This is a genomic window from Pseudoalteromonas simplex, assembly GCF_015278155.1.
GTDB lineage: Bacteria > Pseudomonadota > Gammaproteobacteria > Enterobacterales > Alteromonadaceae > Pseudoalteromonas > Pseudoalteromonas simplex.
This window is the reverse complement of the sequence record NZ_JADILN010000002.1, coordinates 672,750-694,736: the sequence shown is the minus strand read 5'-3', so window position 1 is coordinate 694,736 and position 21,987 is coordinate 672,750. Positions and strand designations below refer to the sequence as shown.

The following is a 21,987-nucleotide window of genomic DNA, read 5'->3' as shown; positions in this document are numbered from 1 at the left end:
GAACAAATAGGGGTAATTCCTGTAAAAAACAATCATATAGGTTTTTAAAAAATGAACTTTATAAGAACAAAGGGTCATAACGGTTTTACGCTAATCGAGCTGATGATTACTGTAGCTATCTTAGGGATCATCGCGAGCATTGCTATTCCTAGTTATTTTGAGCACGTAAAACGTACTGCTCGAACTGAGGCAATTACTTCGTTATTAGATGCAGCTAATAAGCAAGAGCAGTATTTTGTCGATAATCGAGAATATACAAGCACAATTGCTGATTTAGGTGTTTCTAGTACTACAGAAAATAACTTTTATACCATTAGTGTCGAGGTAGATAATGACGCAGGTACATTTATATTTAAGGCAACACCTGAGTCTGGACCGCCGTTACAGGATAGCGAGTGCAAAACTTTATCTATTTCTGATACGGGTTTAAAAACGTCAACAGGGTCTGCTGATTCAAGCACATGTTGGGGTAAATAAGCTTTATCAATTATCAGTTTGGCATTTATCAGTATCAATTAACCTGACCCGTCCAAATGGACTAACGCTTATAGCAAGCCCTTTGAGGCTTGCTTTACTATATTCTGGGCAGTAGATAAAAGTACCATTACCTAGCCCCATCGGCATACCTGCTGGGCTAAATGTGACTGAATGACGCGGATAAGTCAGCATATCAAATTTATTAATCGCTTCGATTTCCATTAACTTGGTATCACCACTTTCAAATACACCTAGCACGCCTCTGTCTACAAAAATGGTTAACGATTTGTGCCATATAGCTTTGTTGCATCTGTTATGTTTTAAGGCGCAGAAGGTGACATAGGCATCATTTGTTTGCGCTTTTAGGCGAGTAAACTGCAGCGCTCTTTTCACCGTTTGCATGTTGCTTTCTAAACGGTTTTTAGCTAGAAGTGGCTTATATTCAAATAAGGCGATATGCAGCAGGAGTGATAAAATTGATAGCACTACGAGGCTTTCAATTAACGTCGCTCCATTGAGGCTGCGCAGAGTTGTAAATGCCTTCATCCTTGAAGACTCCAAAATTGCGACTGTTTATTTAACTATAATTCGAGAGTGTGGGCTGTCAATTTACCAAGCTTAATTACAGCCATCTGTCGTAGTACCAATATATAAAGCAGTCCCTGAGGTAAGTACTTCTAGTTGTTTGTTATTATCGTCATCAGCTTTTGAAGGGCAGTAAGTGAACTTTCCTTGACTTGACGTGAGCATACCGCTGGTATCAAAAATAATAGAATTATCTCCAGTGAAATTTAACTGACTGCTTTCTGGAACTTCTTCCATGACTCTTAAAATGATATCGCCAACTCTTGGGTTATAAACGCCATTTTGATTCGAATCGAAAAAGACGAATACAGTACCTTGGCTCCAATCGTTTAAACATGGAACTCGTCTGTTAGTTTCAACTCTTGAAGTGTTGCCACTACAAACAACAATAATTGCATCACTACTTGTTGCTTTTGCGCGTGCAAAACTGAGTGTGCGTTTTAACTCTAACAAATAGCTCTCTGCACGGTCATTTTCAAGCATGTCTGAGCTATCCCATAGTGCTATTAGTGCAACGATACCCACAATGGCAAGCGTGACCATTAGCTCTAATAATGTAAAACCCCGTTGTAATGATTTCATTGTTGTCTCTATTTTGAATCACTTTGTTTAATAATATCATGATTGCTGATTTAATCACCGTAATTCATAGCTTTGTTTGCCATCAGCAATGGGATTGTCTAAAATCGAGGCAATCGAGAAATAATAAGTAATCCGAAATGAAAAAAATCGAAGCAATTATTAAACCATTTAAGCTTGATGATGTGCGCGAAGCATTATCAGATGTGGGCATCACAGGTATGACGGTAAGCGAAGTAAAAGGCTTTGGCCGTCAAAAAGGACACACCGAGCTTTATCGCGGTGCTGAGTATATGGTGGACTTTTTACCTAAGGTAAAATTAGATATCGTATTAAGCGATGAAGATGTTGACCGTGCTATCGATGTTATCGTTAAAACATCGCAAACAGGTAAAATTGGTGACGGTAAAATCTTTGTCACTGACGTTGAGCGTGTCGTACGTATTCGTACCGCTGAAGAAGATGAAGACGCGATTTAATTCCAACTGAAACTCACACCTTGAGGTGGTTTGGGTATATTCAACCGCAAACATTAAAAAAGGCGCCTAAGGCGCCTTTTTTGCTTTTAGTCTATTTTAACGCTTGTTAGCTTCTCGCGTTGCTTTAGCATGTTCACTTAGCTCAGGTAAGCCAAGCTTGTTATAGCTTTTTTCCATGATCTCCAGTGCTTGATCAAGGTAGCTGCTTTGTGAGTAGTGCTCAACCACATATTTACCACGGTTTGCTGCAGCAAGGTACGCCTCTCGCTCATAGTAGTATTCTGCAACTTTTAACTCGTAGCGCGCCATTTTATTAAGTAGCCATACTAAACGCTTTTTCGCTTCTGGTGCATAAGCACTGTTAGGAAAACGTTTTAAAAGCGTTGATAAATCAGTAAATGCGACACGAGTACGGTTTGCATCTCTGTCGGCACGGTCTACACCAAAATACTCTTGGAATGCGTTTTCATCGGCTTTGATGTTTACCAAGCCACGCATGTAGTACATGTAATCTAAATCTTTGTGGTTTGGGTTTAAGCGAATAAAACGGTCGATTGTTGCGAGTGCTTGCTCAGTATTACCTGCTTGATAATGCGCATACACTAAGTCCATTTGTACTTGTTTTGATAAAGGACCAAAAGGGTAGCGAGAATCAATCGCACTTAATAGCTCAATTGCACGCGCATATAAGCCAGAATCTAATGTTTGTTTTGCATCTTCATATAAAGCTTGCGCAGATTTATTAGGAACGCGTTGGATATCTTCTTGATCCGGTGCTGATGAACAGGCACCTAAGCCAAGTACAGATACTGAAAAAACTATGGCGAACGCACGTTTCCCTATTTTATTTATCATTTTATTTCTTACCTTCGATGTCTTCGGCTAGGCCAAGTGAGGAAAACCGAGTAAACTATACGTATTATATTAAAGCGATTCTAACCCAGTCGAGCACAGCTTGCACTGGTAAATTGGGTAAAGTTACTAATGTCAGAGCAAATTTCTCTCCAAGCCGAGGTTCCAATTGACCTTGGCGGTAAACGTCTAGACCAAGTATTAGCGCAATTGTTCCCTGATTATTCTCGATCACGTATAAAAACGTGGATTTTGGATGATAAAATCACTGTAAACGGCGAAATATTAAACACGCCGCGCGAAAAACTACTCGGTGGCGAAATGGTGAGTGTAGAAACAACCATCGAAGCCCCTCGTGAATATGAGGCACAAAATATCAAATTAAACATCGTTTATGAAGACGATGATATTTTGGTAATTAATAAACCAATGGGATTAGTCGTTCATCCAGGTGCGGGTAACCCAGATGGCACGGTATTAAATGCTTTGCTACACCATTACCCAGACATCATTAATGTGCCTCGTGCGGGTATTGTGCATCGTCTAGATAAAGACACCACAGGTTTAATGGTAGTGGCGAAAACTATTCCGGCACAAACACATTTAGTGTCTGCGTTACAAAAGCGTGAAAACTTCACTCGTGAATACGAAGCAATTTGTAATGGCACAATGACTGCTGGTGGCATGGTTGAAAAACCAATTGGTCGTCATGCAACAAAACGTACCCACATGGCCGTTCATGAAATGGGCAAACCAGCGGTTACGCATTACCGTGTTGCAGAAAAGTTTAGAGCACATACACGCTTACGTTTACGCCTAGAAACAGGCCGTACTCACCAAATCCGTGTACACATGGCTTATTTAAACCATCCATTAGTTGGCGATCAACTTTATGGTGGTCGTCCGCGTCCGCCTAAAGGCGCGACACCTGAACTGTTTCAAATGCTACGCGACTTTAAACGCCAAGCATTACATGCTGTTAAGCTATCAATTGCACACCCAATTACGGGTGAGCTAATGACTTGGCAAGCGCCAATTCCAGATGATATGGCTGCAATGACAGAAGCATTACGCGCTGATACTAAAGCAAACCCAAATATCGAGTTTTAAGCGTTATGATCACACCAGCATGGACAGCCCCAAATACAGTTAGCGCACTTAGCACCATCCGACAGGGCGGTGTTTCAGTTGCACCCTTTGATAGTTTTAATGTGGGTTTACATGTTGGTGATGATGAGCAAGCCGTGCTTGCAAATCGCGCCTTACTTACAAATCAGCTGCCGAATCCTGCTGTGTGGTTAAACCAAACACATAGCAGTGATGTAATCGTGATTGATGAGCAGTCTGATTTAAGCCAAGTACGCGCTGCTGATGCGCTTTACACCCGTTTAGTGAAGCAGCCTCTTGCAATAATGACCGCAGACTGTTTGCCGGTACTACTTTGCTCGAGTTCAGGGGATGAAGTCGCAGCTGTCCATGGTGGCTGGCGTGGTTTAGCGCAAGCTATATTGGCAAACACGGTTTCGCATTTTCAAGCGCCAGCAAACGATATTATTGCTTGGTTAGGCCCTGCTATTGGTCCTTCGCAATTTGAAGTCGGGCAAGACGTTAAAGATAGCTTTTACTTACAAAACCCTGTGCATCAACAAGCCTTTACAGCCAAACATGAAAAATACATGGCTGATATCTACTTACTGGCACGTCAGCAACTGGCACAATTAGGCGTGGTTAAAATATATGGTGGTGAGTACTGTACTGTCACTGATAAATCACAGTTTTTCTCTTATCGCCGCGACGGACAAACAGGCCGAATGGCTAGCTTGATCTGGCGCAATTAATACGCCTTTATACGCATTTTATACGATTAAATTTTCTTCTTTTACTTGAACAAATCACTAAGCATACCCATTAATTAAGCAATTAGATTTTTTAATAGGTAAACCCTTATGCGTTTAGATAGATTTACAAGTAAATTTCAATCTGCGCTTTCAGATGCGCAGTCATTAGCACTTGGGCGCGATCATCAATTTATTGAGCCTGTGCATTTAATGTATTCATTGCTTCAGCAAAATGGTTCAAGTGTGCGTGCGTTACTTGCACAAGCAGGTGTTAGTGCTGACGAATTAAATACCAAGTTATCCCAAGAAATCGAAAAACTGTTTAAAGTTGAAGGCATTGGTGGCGATGTTCAGCTGTCAAATAACCTGATTTCGTTAATTAACTTATGCGATAAATATGCTCAAAAACGAAAAGATAAATTCATTTCGAGTGAGTTATTTGTCCTTGCCGCGTGTGATGATAAAGGCCCTTTAGGCGACATTTTTAAAGCACTTAATATTACTTCTAGCAAGATTGAATCTGCAATTGAAGCCATTCGTGGCGGCCAAAAAGTAGAAGACCCAAATGCTGAAGAAACTCGTCAGGCATTAAAAAAATTCACTATCGATTTAACTGAGCGAGCAGAGCAAGGTAAGCTTGATCCCGTTATTGGCCGTGATGACGAAATTCGTCGTACTATCCAAGTATTACAACGCCGTACTAAAAATAATCCGGTGTTAATTGGTGAGCCGGGTGTAGGTAAAACGGCAATTGCCGAAGGCCTTGCGCAACGAATTATCAATGGAGAAGTACCTGAAGGCTTAAAAAACAAGCGAGTATTATCGCTTGATTTAGGTGCTTTGGTTGCGGGTGCTAAATACCGTGGTGAATTTGAAGAGCGTTTAAAATCAGTATTGAATGAACTTGCCAAAGAAGAAGGTCAAGTCATCCTTTTTATTGATGAAATTCATACTATGGTAGGCGCAGGTAAAACAGACGGTGCAATGGATGCGGGTAATATGTTAAAGCCTGCACTTGCCCGTGGTGAGTTACATTGCGTGGGTGCCACAACCCTTGATGAGTATCGTCAATACATCGAAAAAGATGCGGCACTTGAGCGTCGTTTCCAAAAAGTGTTTGTTGATGAACCATCGGTTGAAGACACCATTGCGATTTTACGTGGTTTAAAAGAGCGTTATGAGCTGCATCACTCAGTTGATATTACCGATCCGGCTATTGTTGCTGCGGCGCAGTTGTCGCACCGTTACATCAGCGATCGCCAACTACCAGATAAAGCAATTGATTTAATTGACGAAGCGGGTTCTTCAATTCGTTTGCAAATTGACTCAAAACCAGAGTCTTTAGATAAGCTAGAACGTCGTATTATTCAGTTAAAACTGGAAGACAATGCGCTGGCGAAAGAAAAAGACGAAGCGAGTCAAAAGCGCCGCACCGAAATGCAAGAGCTGATCACTGAACTTGAAGCTCAATACCGCGAGCTAGACGAAGTGTGGAATGCCGAGAAGGCCTCATTGCAAGGCACGCAAGTTATTAAAGCTGAGCTTGAGCAAGCGCGCCTTGATTTAGAAGTGGCACGTCGTGCTAGTGATTTACAGCGCATGTCTGAACTACAATATGGTCGTATACCTGAGCTTGAGCGTAAACTCGACCTTGCTTCGCAAGCTGAAATGCAAGAAATGAGCTTGCTTAAAAACCAAGTAGGTGAAGACGAAATTGCGGAGATTTTATCGCGCTGGACAGGCATTCCGGTATCGAAAATGCTGCAAGGTGAACGTGAAAAACTACTGCAAATGGAAGATCAATTACATCACAAAGTGATTGGTCAAGATGAAGCCGTTGTCGCTGTTGCGAATGCAATTCGTCGCTCTCGCGCTGGGCTTGCTGATCCAAATCGCCCAATCGGTTCATTTCTATTCTTAGGCCCAACAGGGGTGGGTAAAACTGAGCTGACAAAAGCACTAGCCAGCTTTATGTTTGACACTGAAGATGCCATGGTGCGCATTGATATGTCGGAGTTTATGGAGAAACACTCGGTGGCACGTTTAGTCGGTGCACCTCCGGGTTATGTTGGCTATGAAGAGGGCGGCTATTTAACTGAAGCTGTACGCCGTCGTCCGTATTCAGTCATTTTATTGGATGAGGTCGAAAAAGCGCACCCTGATGTATTTAACATCTTACTGCAAGTGCTTGATGATGGCCGCTTAACAGATGGTCAGGGTCGCACCGTTGATTTTAAAAATACGGTGATCATCATGACCTCTAACTTGGGTTCAGATATTATCCAAGAGCAAGCGGGTTCAAATGATTATGCCGGGTTGAAAGAAAAAGTGATGGGTGTATTGGTCAGTCAGTTCCGCCCTGAGTTTATTAACCGCATCGACGAAACCGTGGTATTCCACCCACTTGCTAATGAGCACATTAAAGAAATTGCTGATATTCAGTTAAGTAAGCTACGTGAGCGATTAACTGAAAAAGGCTACATTCTTGAAGTTACAGATGCAGCTTTAGACCGCATCGCAGAAAGTGGTTTTGATCCTGTGTATGGTGCAAGGCCTTTAAAACGTGCTATTCAACATACCATTGAAAACCCATTAGCACAGCGATTATTAGGTGGTGATTACCAGCCAGGTGCCATCATTCATATTGATGCTGATGAGAATGGACTTGTTTTCTCGAGTCGCTAATTTGCCTAAAAAACAAAAGCCGCATCATTTATGATGCGGCTTTTTTGTATTAATCAGCTTTAAACTTTAAAGGTTAACAGCATATCGTTAACTTTTCGTGAGCCTTCAACAAGCCCCGCTGCATCTTTAGCCACATTGTAGCTAAGCTTTAAGTTCTCTTCGCTGTGTCCTTTTATGCTTTCTACATTTTCGCGAATATCGGTGCTGACAACTTGTTGTTCCTCAGCAGCCGTCGATATCTCAGTCGCAAGGCCTGATATTTCATCAATTTGCGCGAAGATGCTCGCTAGCTCAGTTTGAGTGTGAGCAGTCGTATCAACACAACTATCTGCTTGCGCTTTAGTTGATTGCATCACTTTAGACCAGCTAAATAAAGTATCTTGAATTTCTTTAATTGAGCTGTGTATTTGTGCTGTCGCATTTTGAGTACGTGAAGAAAGTGCGCGTACTTCATCTGCTACAACCGCAAAACCACGGCCATGCTCACCTGCACGTGCTGCTTCAATGGCGGCATTCAGCGCTAATAAGTTTGTTTGTTCAGCAATGCCTTCAATCTCACTCATTACTTGGCCTATTTTGTCAGCTTCACTAGCAAGAGAGTTAGCAGTAGTGGCAGCTTGCTCTACTTGGTTAGCTAGATCAGACACCATGCTACTGTTATCTTCAATATGCAGTTTGATATCGTTACAGCTTTGATAAGTTGTCTTAACCTTATCAGCTGTATGATGAGTATTAGCAGAAATTTCGCCAATCGTTGCGCTCATTTGCGTCATTGCTGTGGCAATATCACTCAAACGTTGACTTTGTGCAGCAATGCCTTGCTCAGTTAGTGACGATTGTTTATCTAAGCTGGTGGCAATATTTTTAAACGAGTAAGTAGAGTCTTTAACACGACCGAGCACCGTTCTGAGCTTTGCAAACAGCATTTGCTGATTAAAGGCAGCAATGCTAAATGGATGTGATCCTGAATAGACATACCTTGATACTGAATCAAACTCTGCACGTTGCTGCTTTAAATGGCTAGGCGTAACAACCAGTTCGTCATAATTTAGAGCAAAAAGTAGCGCTATAAGCGTACATGCGGCTAAAGCAATCATCCATGACGCGGCCACAGCTAAAGCAACAATACCTGCAACCAATAAAATCGCAGACACTATTTGTCTTAGTGAAATATTCTCTCGCAATGATGCGATTGATTTACCATCATTAATTTTAGTGTAGAGCGCTTTTGCACGACTCTTTAATTGCTCAGTTGGTTTGGTACGTACAGATTGATAGCCAACTAACTGCCCATGTTCGTAAATTGGCGTTACGAACGCATCGACCCAATAGTAGCGACCATCTTTGCAGCGGTTCTTCACCATGCCACGCCAAGAGTGACCTTGTTTTAGTTTTTCCCACATCTCTTTAAATGCCGCTTTAGGCATATCAGGGTGGCGTACTATGTTATGGTTTTTTCCGAGTAGTTCTTCTTCGCTGTAACCAGCAATAGCACAAAATTCCTTATTTACGTATGTGATAACACCACGTAAGTCAGTGGTAGAGACAAGCTCTTGATTGTCAGAGTATGTTACTTCCTGATTAATGATTTCTTGCCCACGACGCATATGAGTCCTTGAAATATACTTTTTTATGGTGCGCGGATTATAAACTCAGAAAAATGTAAGGGAAGAGCTTGAGGATTGATCTTTGTTAAACTTTTAAAAATTGTTTAAGAGAATTGATCTAGAACAATAACGAAGCAGAAAAAATATGGTTGCTCTAGTTCTTTAGTATTGGATGAAAGAATTGTTATCTTGTTTCGGTCTTTGTTTGCACTAATAAAATTTATACTCGTCACTGCGGTCACTAAAGCAATTGTATAATATGACTCACAGTGGCAAGATTAACTTTCAGTGTAAGGACTTTTCAGAAACTTATAATTGGCTCTTGAGTAATTATTTTTAGCCCCCATACACTTAGGATTAAAGCCACCTGGCTCGAGGAAGCATTTTTGATAAAACATGATTTAAATAAAACGCTAGCAGCGTTAACAGCTCAATTTCCTAACGCAATTAATGGGATTAAACGTGGTATCGAGCGAGAAGCTTTAAGGATCAAACCAAGTGGTCACATATCAAAGCTGGGGCATCCAAAAGGCGTGGGGAGTGCGCTAACTAATGAGCATATCACGACTGACTTTTCTGAATCTTTGCTAGAATTTATCACTCCAGTGAGCACATCAGCTGAGCAAACCCTAGCCCAGCTAAAAGACTTACAAAAGTTCACATTGTCACATATGAATGATGAACTTCTATGGCCGATTAGTATGCCATGTTTTATTGAGCATCAAGACGACATTGTATTGGCGCAGTTTGGTGATTCAAATATAGGGCGTATGAAAACACTTTATCGTGAAGGCCTTAAAAATCGTTATGGCAGTATGATGCAAGCGATTGCTGGTGTTCACTTTAATATTTCATTTCCTGAAACCTTATGGCAGAGCTTATATCAGCTAAATGAAAGTAAAGTAAGCTTGTCGGACTTTATATCACAAGGTTATTTAGGTCTGATCCGCAATTTTAAGCGTGAGCTTTGGCTTATCAGTTATTTGTTTGGTGCTTCACCGGCTTTGTGTAATTCGTTTCTACAAGGGCGTGAAACAGATTTACCCTTTAAAAAATTGGGTAAAGGCACGCTTTATTTAGAAGTCGGTACAGCACTACGTCTGGGCAATCTTGGCTACACAAATAGTGCACAATCGTCTTTACGTGTTATGTATAACTCATTAGAAGAATATGTGGCTGGGTTAAAAGAAGCAATCCACTTATCTTCGGATTTGTATGGTCATCTTGATGATTATAAAAGTGCCGAACCAAAGCAGCTAAACAAAAACATACTGCAAATCGAAAACGAGTTTTACTCGCCAATTCGTCCTAAGCGTAATGCAGCTTCGGGTGAAACACCGACTGATGCGTTGTTACGTGGCGGTATAGAATATATAGAAGTACGTGCATTGGATGTTAATCCGTTTAGTGAAACTGGAATTGATCTACAGCAAATTCGCTTCTTAGATGTTTTCTTAACCTATTGCCTATTAAGCGAATCTCCAGAAATGGATTGGCAAGAGCAAAAATTAAGTACTGCAAATTTAGATGCGGTCGTTAATGATGGTCGTGATCCAGAGTTAATGTTAACAAAAGAGGGGCGGGCTACTAGCTTAACTGAGTGGGCGCATGCTATTTTTGATAAATTACACCCAGTAGCACAGTACATGGATAAAGCTTACGGTGTGAGCTATTACTCTGAAACTATAAAAGAAATGGTAACCTGGGTCGAGGATCCTAGTAAAACCTTTTCTGGTAGATATGTAGCAGCACTTGCAAATGAAAACCAGGATAATGGTCATTTCGCTTTAGCACTTGCACAGCAGTACAAGCAAAGTCACCTTGATGCAGATTACCAATTTTATGATCAAGCATTTTTGGCAGAGCAAGCTGCTGACTCGGTGCTTAAAGAGCGTGAAGTTAAAGCGGCAGACAGTGTATCTTTCACTGCATTTTTAGATGACTATTTTTCTAAAGCTTAGTATGTTGTAGGCATAAAAAAACGCAGCCTAGGGAGGCTGCGTCAAAGATTCTTCAGGGATGAAACAATGCTATACTGCTGCATTCATAAGTTCAGACTGACCTGACGAGAAAAAGTTCAGCGAGATCCATAAAAAAATGAAAAAAAGTATAATTATTTTATCGCTGGCCGCATCATTGGCTGGTTGTGCAACGGCTCCTCCTGAGCAACCTCATGATATTTGTAAAATTTTTGAAGAAAAACCCGATTGGTATTACGATGCCCGTGATGCACAAGAAAAATGGGGCTCGCCAAAACATGTACTGATGAGCATGATGTATCAAGAAAGTTCATTTCGTCATGATGCAGCGCCGCCAATGGAGTACTTCTTGTGGGTAATTCCAATCGGCCGTGCCAGCTCGGCATATGGCTACTCACAAGCAAAAACCCCAACATGGTCTGATTACATTCGCGAAACAGGTAATAGCGGTGCAGACAGAGATGATTTTGACGATGCAATCGATTTTATGGCTTGGTTCGTTTACAAAACCCATAAAGTAAATGGTATATCAAAGTGGGATGCCTATGCGCAGTACCTTAATTATCATGAAGGGTGGGGCGGCTATAAGCGAGGCACTTACAAAAGTAAGAAGTGGCTAATGAGTGTTGCAAATAAAGTTAAACATCGAGCAAGCCGCTATGGCGCTCAACTTAAAAAATGTGAAGCAGATTTAGATAAGAACTGGTTTGAGCGTTTATTTAGTTAATACATAAATAAAAAGCCCGCATCAATTAGCGGGCTTCTTTTTCTTTATTTACCAGGAAACTGGTGAATATGAACATCCCTTTGCGGGAATGGAATAGTGATATCTGCAGCGTCGAAGGCAATTTTAACTCGCTCGTACAAGCCAAAATACGCTGGCCAGTAGTTATCAGACTCCACCCACGCCCATACCAACATGCCGATATGGCTTTCACCGTGCTGGCTAACATGAACAGATGGTTTCTTATCTTCAATGTCTTTTAATACCAAATCATAATCATCAAGCACGCTCATAAGCACATCACGTGCTTTATGAACATCATCTCCGTAACTAATACCAAATTCGATTGCAACACGGTGTAGAGGTTCTGCGAACTTATTCTTAACGCAGCCGTTTGATAGCGTGCCATTAGGGATAATGATTTTTTCATTGTCGTAGGTGAGTAAAACGGTGACAAAAATTTGTATTTCAACAACTTTCCCCATATAGCCTTGTGCTTCGATTACATCACCCACTTTAAAAGGTTTAAAGAATAAAATAAGCACGCCACCTGCAAAGTTAGCAAGGCTACCTTGCAGTGCCATGCCCACCGCAAGGCCAGCGGCACCTAGCATTGCAATAAATGACGTGGTTTCTATACCAATCATCGAAGCAACAGAGATCAGTAATAGTATTTTTAGAATGACTGAGATAAAAGAGACTAAAAAGTGCGTAAGGCCAACTTCGAATTTGACCTTATTCATTGATTTTTCAGCCATATTGGCAATACGACCAATTAGCCACCAACCTATGATTAGAACCAAAATTGCCAGAATAAACTTCGGCCCGTAAAGCATCAGTAATTCAATGGCTTGGTTATAGATTTTCTCGATTGATATTTCGTCCATTATTTTCCCTTTTATATCAATATATGCAAAAGAAAATAATAGTAGAGGAATTTGTGTTTGGTTGTGCGGGTTAGCTTTTAAAATGTGAATCTTCAGAGGTAATTAAGCTATAAGTAACAAAAAGGAGTAGTAAGCTACTCCTTTTGTTTAAGTTTAGTTAGCAGTCAGTCAGTGCGTTTACTTGGAATAACTTTAACTAACTTCACCATATTTTCTTTTATCTCAATAACTTCAATAGGGTAGCCGGCAATACGCAAGCTTAGGTTTGAGTCAGGGATGTCCTCTAAGTATTCAACAATTAAACCACTTAGCGTTTTCGGGCCATCAATCGGTAGCTCCCAACCCATTTCTTTATTTAAATCACGAATATTAGCACCGCCATCAACAAGTACTGAGCCATCATCTTGCTCTGTTACTTCTTCACTCGGTGTACGCGTTTGAGTTGTAGTGAAATCACCCACAACTTCTTCAAGAATATCTTCAAGTGTTACTAGACCTTGAATATCACCATACTCATCCACGACTAAGCCAATACGCTCTTTTGATTGCTGGAACTTAAGTAGTTGCGTGTTCAGTGATGTGCCTTCAGGGATAAAGTAAATTTCACGTACTGCACGCAGTAGTGATGGTTTATCAAACTGCTCTTTAGTTAGTAGGCGCAGTGCATCACGTGAGTGAATAAAGCCAACAGCATCATCAATTTGATCACGATACAACAAAACGCGAGTGTGTTGTGCATGAGTAAGTTGGCGGCTGATAAGCTTCCAGTCATCATTGATATCGATAGCAACAATTTCGTTGCGTGGGATCATGATATCTTCAACAGTGACTTGCTCTAAATCTAAAATTGAAGTCAGCATACTTTGGTGGCGAGCAGGTAATAGTGCACCTGATTCGTTCACCACAGTTTTTAATTCTTCTTTGCTTAAGCTGTGCTCTTCAATTTGTGCTGTGGTAATACCAAACAAGCGTAACATGCCGTTAGTCATCCAGTTTACGATAACCACAAACGGGAAAAGGATTTTCAATAGGCCTTTGAGCACAATTGAGCTTGGAAAAGCAACCTTCTCTGGGTAGAGCGCAGCAAGTGTTTTTGGCGTTACTTCGGCAAAGATTAAAACAACCAGCGTTAGCGCGCCGGTTGCAATAGCGATACCGAGATCACCATACAAACGAATACCAATAATCGTTGCAACCTGTGCTGCAGCGATATTTACAAGGTTATTACCAATTAAGATCAGACCAATGAGTCTGTCAGGGCGACTTAATAGTTTGCTGACGCGCTTCGCTGCACGGTGATCTTCTTTAGCAAGATGACGCAGGCGAATACGGTTGATTGACATAATTCCAGTTTCAGAACCAGAAAAATAAGCAGAAATAAGTATCAATAATCCCAATATAATAAACAGGGTACTAGTCGATATGTCGTCCAAGGATGGATCCTTTTTTTATAAATCAGTGCATATTAAGCTAGAGACAGCTTGCTGAGTCAAGTTAAAACTTATTTAGAACCACTTCTTGGATGAAACGGCTGCCAAAATAAGCAAGTGACAAGATAAAAGCGGCTATCATGATCGAAAACACCACAGGCTTTCCACGCCAGCCTTGGCGTAAATGACCTACAGTGACCACGGTGAAAATGAGCCAAGCAATTAGTGATAAGACTGTTTTGTGGATAAACTCACTGGCAAACATTCCCTCTAAGAAGATAAACCCAGAAAGGAGAGCAAAAGTCAGTAAGATAGTACCCAGCGTGAGTAATTGATATAGCTGACGCTCAACCACCATTAAAGGAGGGAGGTGGCTGTGTACAATTGCCAAGTCTTTGCGTTTGAGGCGCTTATCAATAAAGTAGAACTGGACTGCATAAAGTGTTGAGATTATCAAAACACAATAGGCTAGCAGTGATAACGATATGTGAGTAACTAAACCAAGCTCGACATCGATTGATTGCAAAATCACATGATGCGGAATAAACAAGCTGGCAAGAGTCAGTAAGGCAGCAAAACCATAAACAACTGGCAACAATAAAGTCGCAGGGAATTTGAGAGACACAGCAGTCACCGATACCACAATGACCCAACAGGTTAATAAAGCAACGTTGACGATACTTAAATCTTGGCCGTCAGCACGAAAAACTGAATTAACCAGTAATAGCATATGAGCAAGGATAGCCACAGTGCTAAGAATCACTGTGAGTTTTTGGCTTGGACCTTGTTTGTGGAAAAGGCGTGATAGCACATGTGACGTTGCTAACACATAAAACAAACTAGCAATAATAGTTAAACTAATAATCATCGTGTTTTGGCCACTTAATTTATATCGATAAATCCTTGTCTCTTTGATGCCATTGTATTTTATAGCAAGGCAAAAGCATAGAGTTTGTAAAAAGAAACTCAAACTGCACACTTGAACACTGTATTGTCGACCACCATTTACGGTATACTGCTAGGAATTAAATTTTAATATTGCCTGTATTGTCACCAAACTTGTTTGATTTATGTACATTGCAGGTGCAACACGTTTTATCGGAACCTTTACATGTTTGAGAATCTCCAAGAACGCTTAGGTAAAACCTTAAAAAATATCAGTGGCCGCGGACGCCTAACTGAAGACAATATAAAAGATACATTACGCGAAGTCCGCATGGCATTTTTGGAAGCGGACGTTGCATTACCTGTTGTTCGTGAATTCGTTAAGCAAGTTAAAGAACGCGCCGTAGGTGTTGAGGTAACAAAAAGCTTAAGCCCTGGCCAAGTCTTTATTAAGATCGTTCGTGAAGAACTTGAAAAAGCCATGGGTGAAGCTAACGAAGAGCTAAGCCTTAATGCACAGCCGCCAGCGGTAGTGATGATGGCGGGTTTACAAGGTGCTGGTAAAACGACCAGTGTTGGTAAACTAGCTAAATTCTTAAAAGAACGTAAAAAGAAGTCTGTATTAGTTGTGAGTGCCGACGTTTATCGTCCGGCAGCAATCAAACAGCTTGAAACACTGGCTGATGAAGTGGGTGTTGAGTTCTTCCCAAGTGACATTTCACAAAAGCCGGTTGATATCGCAAACAATGCGATTTCTCACGCGAAGAAAAAATTCATTGATGTGGTATTAGTTGATACTGCAGGTCGTTTACACGTCGATAACGACATGATGGACGAGATCAAAGCACTTCACAGCGCGATTAACCCAATCGAAACCTTATTCGTTGTTGATGCGATGACAGGTCAAGATGCGGCAAACACCGCAAAAGCATTTGATGAGGCACTGCCTTTAAGTGGTGTGATCTTAACCAAGACCGATGGTGATGCCCGTGGTGGTGCTGCATTATCGATTCGTCATATTACCGGTAAGCCAATTAAGTTTATGGGTGTGGGTGAACGCACTGATGCTCTTGAACCATTCCACCCTGACCGTATTGCTTCTCGTATCCTAGGTATGGGTGATGTACTTTCATTAATCGAAGAAGTCGAAATGAAAGTAGATAAAGAGAAAGCAGCTAAAGTTGCCGAAAAAGTATTTAAAGGTGATGGCTTCACATTAGATGACTTTGCTGAGCAACTTCGTCAGATGAAGAATATGGGCGGTATGATGTCGATGCTTGATAAGCTGCCAGGCATGCAAAACCTACCAGACGCTGTAAAAGGCCAGATGGGTGATAAAACTTTCGTACAAATGGAAGCCATCATCAACTCTATGACGCCAAAAGAGCGTGCCCGTCCTGAAATCATCAAAGGCTCGCGTAAAAAACGTATTGCAGCAGGTTCTGGTACTCAGGTGCAAGAAATCAATAAACTGCTTAAGCAATTTACGCAAATGCAGAAGATGATGAAGAAGATGAAAGGCAAAGGTGGCATGAAGAAAATGATGCGCGGCATGAAAGGCATGTTACCACCAGGGATGATGGGTGGTGGCCCTAAATTTTAATAGTACTGTCTATTAAATGTATAAAAAGGAGCATATAGCTCCTTTTTTTGTAGATAATTTATGCGTAGTTGTTAGCTGCATGTAAGATTTAAAGCCCAGATCAGTGTTTAATCAACTAAACTTACATTTTGCAGCAGTTCTTACTTGCAATGTTGCAAAAAACTCGTACAATTCCCCAGCTTCCCGTATTGGGGAGTAAATCTTATTAATGAAAACAGTCAATCTAATGTAGAGGACGGTATGGTAACTATTCGTTTGCAACGTGGTGGCGCTAAAAAACGCCCTTTCTATCAAATTGTGGTTGCGGATAGCCGTTTCTCGCGTGACGGTCGCTTCATCGAGAAAGTAGGTTTCTTTAACCCAATCGCTTCTGGTCAGGAAGAAAAAGTACGTTTAGATTTATCTCGTGTTGATCACTGGGTAGGTCAAGGCGCATCTCTTTCAGATCGCGTAGCTAAGTTAGTTAAAGACGCTCGTAAAGCGGCTTAATAGGCGTAAGAGTAACCATGAGTCAAGAGAACACCTCGTATATTACAGTAGGAAAGCTCGGTGCCCCGTATGGTATAAAGGGCTGGCTTAAGGTGCATTCATTTACTGATGATCCCGAAGGGATCTTCGATTTCAGCCCATGGTTGATAGGGCAACAAGGTAAATGGCAGACCTTAGAAGTGGTCGACTGGCGTCGCCACAACAAAGGCTTTATCGCTAAAGTTGCGCAAGTAAACGACCGAGACGAAGCAATGGCTTTAACCAATGCAGAAATCTCAGTAGATGCAGCGCAGCTACCAGAATTACCGCAAGGTGAATTCTATTGGCGAGATCTGATCGGCATGTCTGTTATAACTGATAAAGGTTATAACTTAGGCACTGTTGATGACCTAATGGAGACAGGGTCAAATGACGTTTTGGTTGTGAAAGCAAACAAAAAAGATGCATTTGGCCAAGCAGAGCGTTTAATTCCTTTCTTAACAGATTCTGTTATTAAAGAAGTTAAACATGATGCAAGAGAAATTACCGTAGACTGGGACCCAGGGTTTTAATGTCACAAACGAGTTCGCTATGGGTAGGGGTGATAAGCCTTTTCCCGGACATGTTTGATGCGATTACCACCCAAGGGGTAACAGGTCGCGCAGTTAAAAATGGTCTAATCGACTTTAACTGTTGGAACCCACGTGACTATGCCACTGATAAGCATAGAACTGTGGATGATCGTCCTTACGGGGGCGGTCCTGGCATGTTAATGATGGTTGAACCATTGAAACAAGCTATCCTTGACGCCAAAAAAGCGGCAGGTGATGGTGCAAAAGTAATTTATATGTCCCCGCAAGGGCGCAAATTAGATCAGCAAGGTGCAAGCGAGCTTGCACAATCAGAAAAGCTGATTTTAATTGCAGGTCGCTATGAAGGTATAGATGAGCGAATCATAGAATCATACGTTGACGAAGAATGGTCAATTGGTGATTTTATTTTAAGTGGTGGTGAGCTACCCGCGATGACGCTAATTGATGCAGTAGCACGATTAGTACCAGGGGTGTTAGGTCATAACCAGTCAGCTGAGCAGGATTCATTTTCGAATGGCTTGCTTGATTGTCCTCACTATACACGGCCAGAGACATTGGATGATAAACAGGTGCCTGCTGTATTACTCAGCGGAAACCACCAAGAAATCGCTAAGTGGCGCACAAAGCAATCACTTGGTAGAACTTGGCTTCGTCGTCCTGACTTGTTGCATAACCTAGCTCTGACTGAGGAGCAAGCGGCACTCCTTGCTGAATTTCAGCAAGAGTACCAACAAGCTTGTGGCTAGAAGACAGTTACACCTAGGAAAGTGAGAAATATAATGGCAAAAGTAAACCAAAATATTATTAAAGCGCTTGAAGAAGAGCAGCTTAAAACAGACGTACCAGCATTCGGCGCTGGTGATACAGTAGTTGTACAGGTACGTGTAAAAGAAGGTAACAAAGAGCGTCTACAGGCCTTTGAAGGTGTTGTAATCGCTAAGCGTAATCGTGGTCTTCACTCAGCATTCACAGTTCGTAAAATCTCGAGCGGTGAAGGTGTTGAGCGTGTATTCCAAACGCACAGCCCTCTTATCGATAGTATCTCAGTTAAACGTCGCGGTGCAGTTCGCCGTGCGAAACTTTACTATCTACGTGAGCGTTCTGGTAAATCTGCACGTATTAGAGAAAAACTTAACTAATACGCGCTGTTTTACAACGCAAAATAAAACGGGTTGCAGCCTTAGGTTGCAACCCGTTTTGGTTTTTATACCACAAAAATAATTTACCCCTCTGAGAGATACTCCCTTCTAACTTATCTACTTACTCCTATTTATCCCTTTATAAGCTATGCTACAAGAGCGTTGGGGCTTTGTGCTTTGGCTGTTATCCTGTTACTATAATTTGTATTAAAAGCTTTACTTTTTTGTATATAAATATTTACGTTTATAGGGTTTGAGGTGTAGTAACGTGGTAACAGTGAATGATCTAGCTGATTTAAGAGCAGGAATAGATGAATGTGATGCGCAATTGGTGGCATTACTGGCAAAGCGTAATGGGATTACAGAAAAAATAGGCGCAATTAAGCAACAAATCGGAGCACCATTACATGCCCCAGATCGCGAGGCTGAGTTACTTGCAGCTCGTCGTCAAGAAGCTGTCGCACAAGGGGTTAACCCTGAGTTAGTTGAAGATATATTGCGTCGTATGATGCGTGAAGCGTATCAAAACCAACAAGGTAGCCTTGCCTGTGTTGCACCCCAATTATCACCCATTGTAATTGTGGGTGGTGAAGGTGCCATGGGTCAGTTATTTGCTCAACAATTTACTCGTTCAGGTTATGAAGTGCGTATTTTAGATAAAGCACAGCAAGGACAAAGTGAGACGATATTAAAAGGGGCAAAATTGGTTCTTGTCAGTGTGCCAATTAATGCACTTGAGCAAGTCGTCGCAGCGCTACCGACACTTGATGATGACTGTTTGCTGGTTGATATTACCTCTGTTAAGCAAAAACCTTTAAAAGCACTTATGGCGGCTCATAGCGGCCCTGTAGTTGGCTTACACCCCATGTTTGGCCCAGATATTTCACATTGGGTAAAACAAACGGTGGTCGTGTGTGAAGGGCGAGATCATGAAGTAGCTAAAGGGTTAATGGCACAACTACAAGTTTGGGGCTGCCAAGTAGTTGAAATGGATGCTAAAAAACACGATGAAGCAATGCAGATCATTCAGGTTATGCGTCACTTAACAACTTTTGTATATGGCCAGTTTCTTGCCAAGCAAAGCCATACACTTGCAGAGCTTCGCAGCTGCTCATCACCCATTTATCAGTTAGAGTTAATGATGGTCGGGCGCTTATTTGCCCAATCGCCAGAGCTTTACTCTGACATCATGTTAGCACAATTCGACGATGTAGAAGCACTGCTTGCCAACTACCAAGATACTTTTGCAGACACGCTAGAAAAGCTAAAAGCAGGGGATAAAGCATCATTGATTGCCGCATTTGCTGATGCAAAAGAATACTTCTCTGATGCAACTGCACATTTCTTAACGCAAAGCCGCAGCTTACTCAACAAAGCAAACGACGCGAAAGTGCTTGATTAAACAGCTAATCTAGCAAAAAAGAGCTCTATCAAAAAAGCCCGCATCAAGCGGGCTTTTTAGTTTCAAATGTTTTGTTTTAAATAATCGTTTTAATGACCACCTAATGAGCCAGGTAACGCACCGCTATGGTGATTGATTAAGCCCCATTGATACAGTAAGTCAGTCATATCTGAAAGGCTGAATAAGGTCATGCTCAAGCCAACAATCGTCAACACTATGGTATAAGGTAGCGCCATGTATACCATGCGTCCATAAGATAGTCTTAACACAGGGGCTAATGTTGATGTAAGCAAGAATAAGAAGGCAGCTTGTCCATTAGGCGTAGCAACACTTGGTAAATTAGTACCTGTGTTAATTGCCACAGCTAATAGGTCAAATTGATCACGGGTAATTTGACCTGCCTGTAACGCAGCAGCCACTTCATTGATATACACAGTACCCACGAACACGTTATCGCTGACCATCGACAGAATACCGTTGGCAATGAAGAACATCACCAGTTGCAGCTGACCTTCGAAAGTAAGTACCCATGCGATCACAGGTGTAAATAAATGCTGGTCGATAATAACTGCAACAATTGAGAAGAATACACAAAGTAACGCTGTGAATGGTAGAGCTTCTTCAAATGCTTTACCTAATTGGTGCTCTTCAATAATACCTGCACTGGCCGTGGCAAAAATAATAACAGACAAACCAATTAAACCAACAGTGGCTAAGTGAAGGGCTAAACCTATGATCAACCAAACAGCAATGAAAGCTTGAATCGCTAGGTTTACTTTGTCGCGTGTAGTGCGTTTTTTCTCTAGCTTTTTAGCATGATCCGATAAAATCGTGTGGATGGGGGCAGGGAGTTTTGCGCCGTAACCAAAGGTTTTGGTTTTTTCGAGTAAGAAAGTAGTGGCAATACCTGCAATCATAACGGGTAAAGTAATAGGCAACATTCGGAAGAAAAATTCGCCAAATAACCAGCCTGCACGCTCTGCAATGATCAAGTTTTGTGGCTCGCCTACCATAGTACAAACACCGCCTAAGGCAGTACCTATGGATGCATGCATTAATAAATTACGAAGAAAAGCACGAAACTCTTCAAGCTCTTGACGATTGACTGGGCGAACTTGGTTATCGTCATTAATATCATGCTCACTGCTGGAGTCTTTGCCTGATGCTACCTTGTGGTAAATACTGTAAAAGCCCATCGCGACGGCAATAACAACGGCCATCACCGTTAACGCATCTAAAAAGGCAGATAAAAATGCGGCAGCTATCGTAAACGACAGGGATAATACGGTTTTACTTCGTACCGAAACAACCAGCTTTGTAAAGATATATAAAAGTAAGTCTTTCATAAAATAGATACCAGCAACCATAAAGATAAGTAACAGGATCACATCGATATTCTGTACTATCTCATGTTCAACTTGACCTGCTGTTGTCATGCCGATAAACAAGGCTTCAATTGCCAGTAAACCACCCGGTTGTAGCGGGTAACATTTAAGTGCCATGGCGAGTGTAAAAATAAACTCTAACACTAATACCCATCCTGCCAGATAAGGATTAAGTTGAAATAACACCGGGTTGATTAGTAAAAACGCAATAATGGTGTATTTGTACCACTTTGGTGAAGTTCCTAAAAAATTTTTAAATAGAGCTGGTAAAACGCGCTGCTGCATGGCCATACCTATATCAGTGCTGGTTATTATTGTTAATAAATAGAAATTGATTATATCGATAGTATTGTTATTTGATGTACTTTTAATCCAAGAAGCCATTTATTT

Annotated in this window: 21 protein-coding genes; 13 read left to right on the top strand and 8 right to left on the bottom strand. The window is 41.4% G+C overall.

Annotation, left to right across the window (positions count from 1 at the left end):
• The first annotated feature begins 51 nt into the window (after nt 1-51).
• Nucleotides 52-477 carry a type IV pilin protein gene (locus IRQ78_RS07075; RefSeq protein ID WP_166339021.1) on the top strand — a complete coding sequence of 142 codons (426 nt, stop codon included), beginning with the start codon at nt 52-54 and terminating at the stop codon, nt 475-477.
• A 6-nt stretch (nt 478-483) separates the two neighbouring features.
• Here the strand turns inward: IRQ78_RS07075 and IRQ78_RS07070 are convergent, their stop codons facing one another.
• Nucleotides 484-1,023 carry a GspH/FimT family protein gene (locus IRQ78_RS07070; protein WP_194441677.1) on the bottom strand — a complete coding sequence of 180 codons (540 nt, stop codon included), beginning with the start codon at nt 1,021-1,023 and terminating at the stop codon, nt 484-486.
• 72 nt (nt 1,024-1,095) lie between these two features.
• A complete protein-coding gene (locus IRQ78_RS07065) occupies nt 1,096-1,644 on the bottom strand; it encodes a GspH/FimT family pseudopilin (RefSeq protein WP_194441676.1) in 549 nt (182 codons plus the stop codon).
• A 137-nt stretch (nt 1,645-1,781) separates the two neighbouring features.
• Here IRQ78_RS07065 and IRQ78_RS07060 point away from each other — a divergent pair, with 137 nt between their 5' ends.
• Nucleotides 1,782-2,120 (top strand): P-II family nitrogen regulator, encoded by a 339-nt coding sequence (locus tag IRQ78_RS07060; RefSeq protein WP_054551748.1) that lies wholly within the window; start codon nt 1,782-1,784, stop codon nt 2,118-2,120.
• Nucleotides 2,121-2,216: 96 nt separating this feature from the next.
• On the opposite strand, the gene IRQ78_RS07055 is transcribed toward IRQ78_RS07060, so the two are convergent.
• Nucleotides 2,217-2,975 carry an outer membrane protein assembly factor BamD gene (locus tag IRQ78_RS07055; protein ID WP_054551747.1) on the bottom strand — a complete coding sequence of 253 codons (759 nt, stop codon included), beginning with the start codon at nt 2,973-2,975 and terminating at the stop codon, nt 2,217-2,219.
• Nucleotides 2,976-3,104: 129 nt separating this feature from the next.
• Here IRQ78_RS07055 and rluD point away from each other — a divergent pair, with 129 nt between their 5' ends.
• From rluD to clpB, 3 genes are all read left to right on the top strand, one after another.
• Entirely contained in the window at nt 3,105-4,082 is a 978-nt protein-coding gene (gene rluD / locus IRQ78_RS07050) for a 23S rRNA pseudouridine(1911/1915/1917) synthase RluD (RefSeq protein ID WP_054551746.1), read from the top strand.
• 5 nt (nt 4,083-4,087) lie between these two features.
• On the top strand, nt 4,088-4,810 hold the full coding sequence (gene pgeF / locus IRQ78_RS07045; protein WP_194441675.1) for a peptidoglycan editing factor PgeF: 723 nt from the start codon (nt 4,088-4,090) through the stop codon (nt 4,808-4,810).
• Nucleotides 4,811-4,918: 108 nt separating this feature from the next.
• Nucleotides 4,919-7,495, top strand: a complete 2,577-nt coding sequence (clpB, locus tag IRQ78_RS07040) for an ATP-dependent chaperone ClpB (RefSeq protein WP_138616967.1) — start codon at nt 4,919-4,921, stop codon at nt 7,493-7,495.
• 59 nt (nt 7,496-7,554) lie between these two features.
• Here the strand turns inward: clpB and IRQ78_RS07035 are convergent, their stop codons facing one another.
• Nucleotides 7,555-9,102, bottom strand: a complete 1,548-nt coding sequence (locus IRQ78_RS07035; protein WP_194441674.1) for a PAS domain-containing methyl-accepting chemotaxis protein — start codon at nt 9,100-9,102, stop codon at nt 7,555-7,557.
• Nucleotides 9,103-9,488: 386 nt separating this feature from the next.
• Here IRQ78_RS07035 and gshA point away from each other — a divergent pair, with 386 nt between their 5' ends.
• Entirely contained in the window at nt 9,489-11,063 is a 1,575-nt protein-coding gene (gene gshA, locus IRQ78_RS07030) for a glutamate--cysteine ligase (RefSeq protein WP_054551742.1), read from the top strand.
• A 136-nt stretch (nt 11,064-11,199) separates the two neighbouring features.
• A complete protein-coding gene (locus IRQ78_RS07025) occupies nt 11,200-11,808 on the top strand; it encodes a transglycosylase SLT domain-containing protein (RefSeq protein ID WP_054551741.1) in 609 nt (202 codons plus the stop codon).
• A 44-nt stretch (nt 11,809-11,852) separates the two neighbouring features.
• Here the strand turns inward: IRQ78_RS07025 and IRQ78_RS07020 are convergent, their stop codons facing one another.
• From IRQ78_RS07020 to IRQ78_RS07010, 3 genes are all read right to left on the bottom strand, one after another.
• A complete protein-coding gene (locus tag IRQ78_RS07020) occupies nt 11,853-12,692 on the bottom strand; it encodes a mechanosensitive ion channel family protein (protein WP_194441673.1) in 840 nt (279 codons plus the stop codon).
• A 164-nt stretch (nt 12,693-12,856) separates the two neighbouring features.
• A complete protein-coding gene (locus IRQ78_RS07015) occupies nt 12,857-14,125 on the bottom strand; it encodes an HlyC/CorC family transporter (protein WP_138601544.1) in 1,269 nt (422 codons plus the stop codon).
• A gap of 61 nt (nt 14,126-14,186) precedes the next feature.
• Complete coding sequence (locus IRQ78_RS07010) at nt 14,187-14,990, bottom strand: cytochrome C assembly family protein (protein WP_054551738.1); 804 nt, start codon at nt 14,988-14,990, stop codon at nt 14,187-14,189.
• Between the two features lie 243 nt (nt 14,991-15,233).
• On the opposite strand from IRQ78_RS07010, the gene ffh reads away from it, so the two are divergent.
• From ffh to tyrA, 6 genes are all read left to right on the top strand, one after another.
• Nucleotides 15,234-16,610: a signal recognition particle protein gene (gene ffh, locus IRQ78_RS07005; protein WP_054551737.1), complete on the top strand. Its 1,377-nt coding sequence runs from the start codon at nt 15,234-15,236 to the stop codon at nt 16,608-16,610.
• Between the two features lie 240 nt (nt 16,611-16,850).
• On the top strand, nt 16,851-17,099 hold the full coding sequence (gene rpsP, locus IRQ78_RS07000) for a 30S ribosomal protein S16 (protein ID WP_054551736.1): 249 nt from the start codon (nt 16,851-16,853) through the stop codon (nt 17,097-17,099).
• A 17-nt stretch (nt 17,100-17,116) separates the two neighbouring features.
• Nucleotides 17,117-17,650 carry a ribosome maturation factor RimM gene (gene rimM, locus IRQ78_RS06995; protein WP_054551735.1) on the top strand — a complete coding sequence of 178 codons (534 nt, stop codon included), beginning with the start codon at nt 17,117-17,119 and terminating at the stop codon, nt 17,648-17,650.
• Nucleotides 17,650-18,417, top strand: coding sequence for a tRNA (guanosine(37)-N1)-methyltransferase TrmD (gene trmD / locus IRQ78_RS06990; protein ID WP_054551734.1), 768 nt, complete (start codon nt 17,650-17,652; stop codon nt 18,415-18,417). Before rimM ends, trmD begins: the two co-directional genes overlap by 1 nt.
• A gap of 33 nt (nt 18,418-18,450) precedes the next feature.
• Complete coding sequence (gene rplS, locus IRQ78_RS06985; protein WP_054551733.1) at nt 18,451-18,810, top strand: 50S ribosomal protein L19; 360 nt, start codon at nt 18,451-18,453, stop codon at nt 18,808-18,810.
• Between the two features lie 268 nt (nt 18,811-19,078).
• Entirely contained in the window at nt 19,079-20,212 is a 1,134-nt protein-coding gene (gene tyrA / locus IRQ78_RS06980; protein WP_194441672.1) for a bifunctional chorismate mutase/prephenate dehydrogenase, read from the top strand.
• Between the two features lie 89 nt (nt 20,213-20,301).
• Here tyrA and nhaB read toward each other — a convergent pair whose 3' ends face one another.
• Nucleotides 20,302-21,882: a sodium/proton antiporter NhaB gene (nhaB, locus tag IRQ78_RS06975; RefSeq protein ID WP_054551954.1), complete on the bottom strand. Its 1,581-nt coding sequence runs from the start codon at nt 21,880-21,882 to the stop codon at nt 20,302-20,304.
• Nucleotides 21,883-21,987 lie beyond the last annotated feature (105 nt).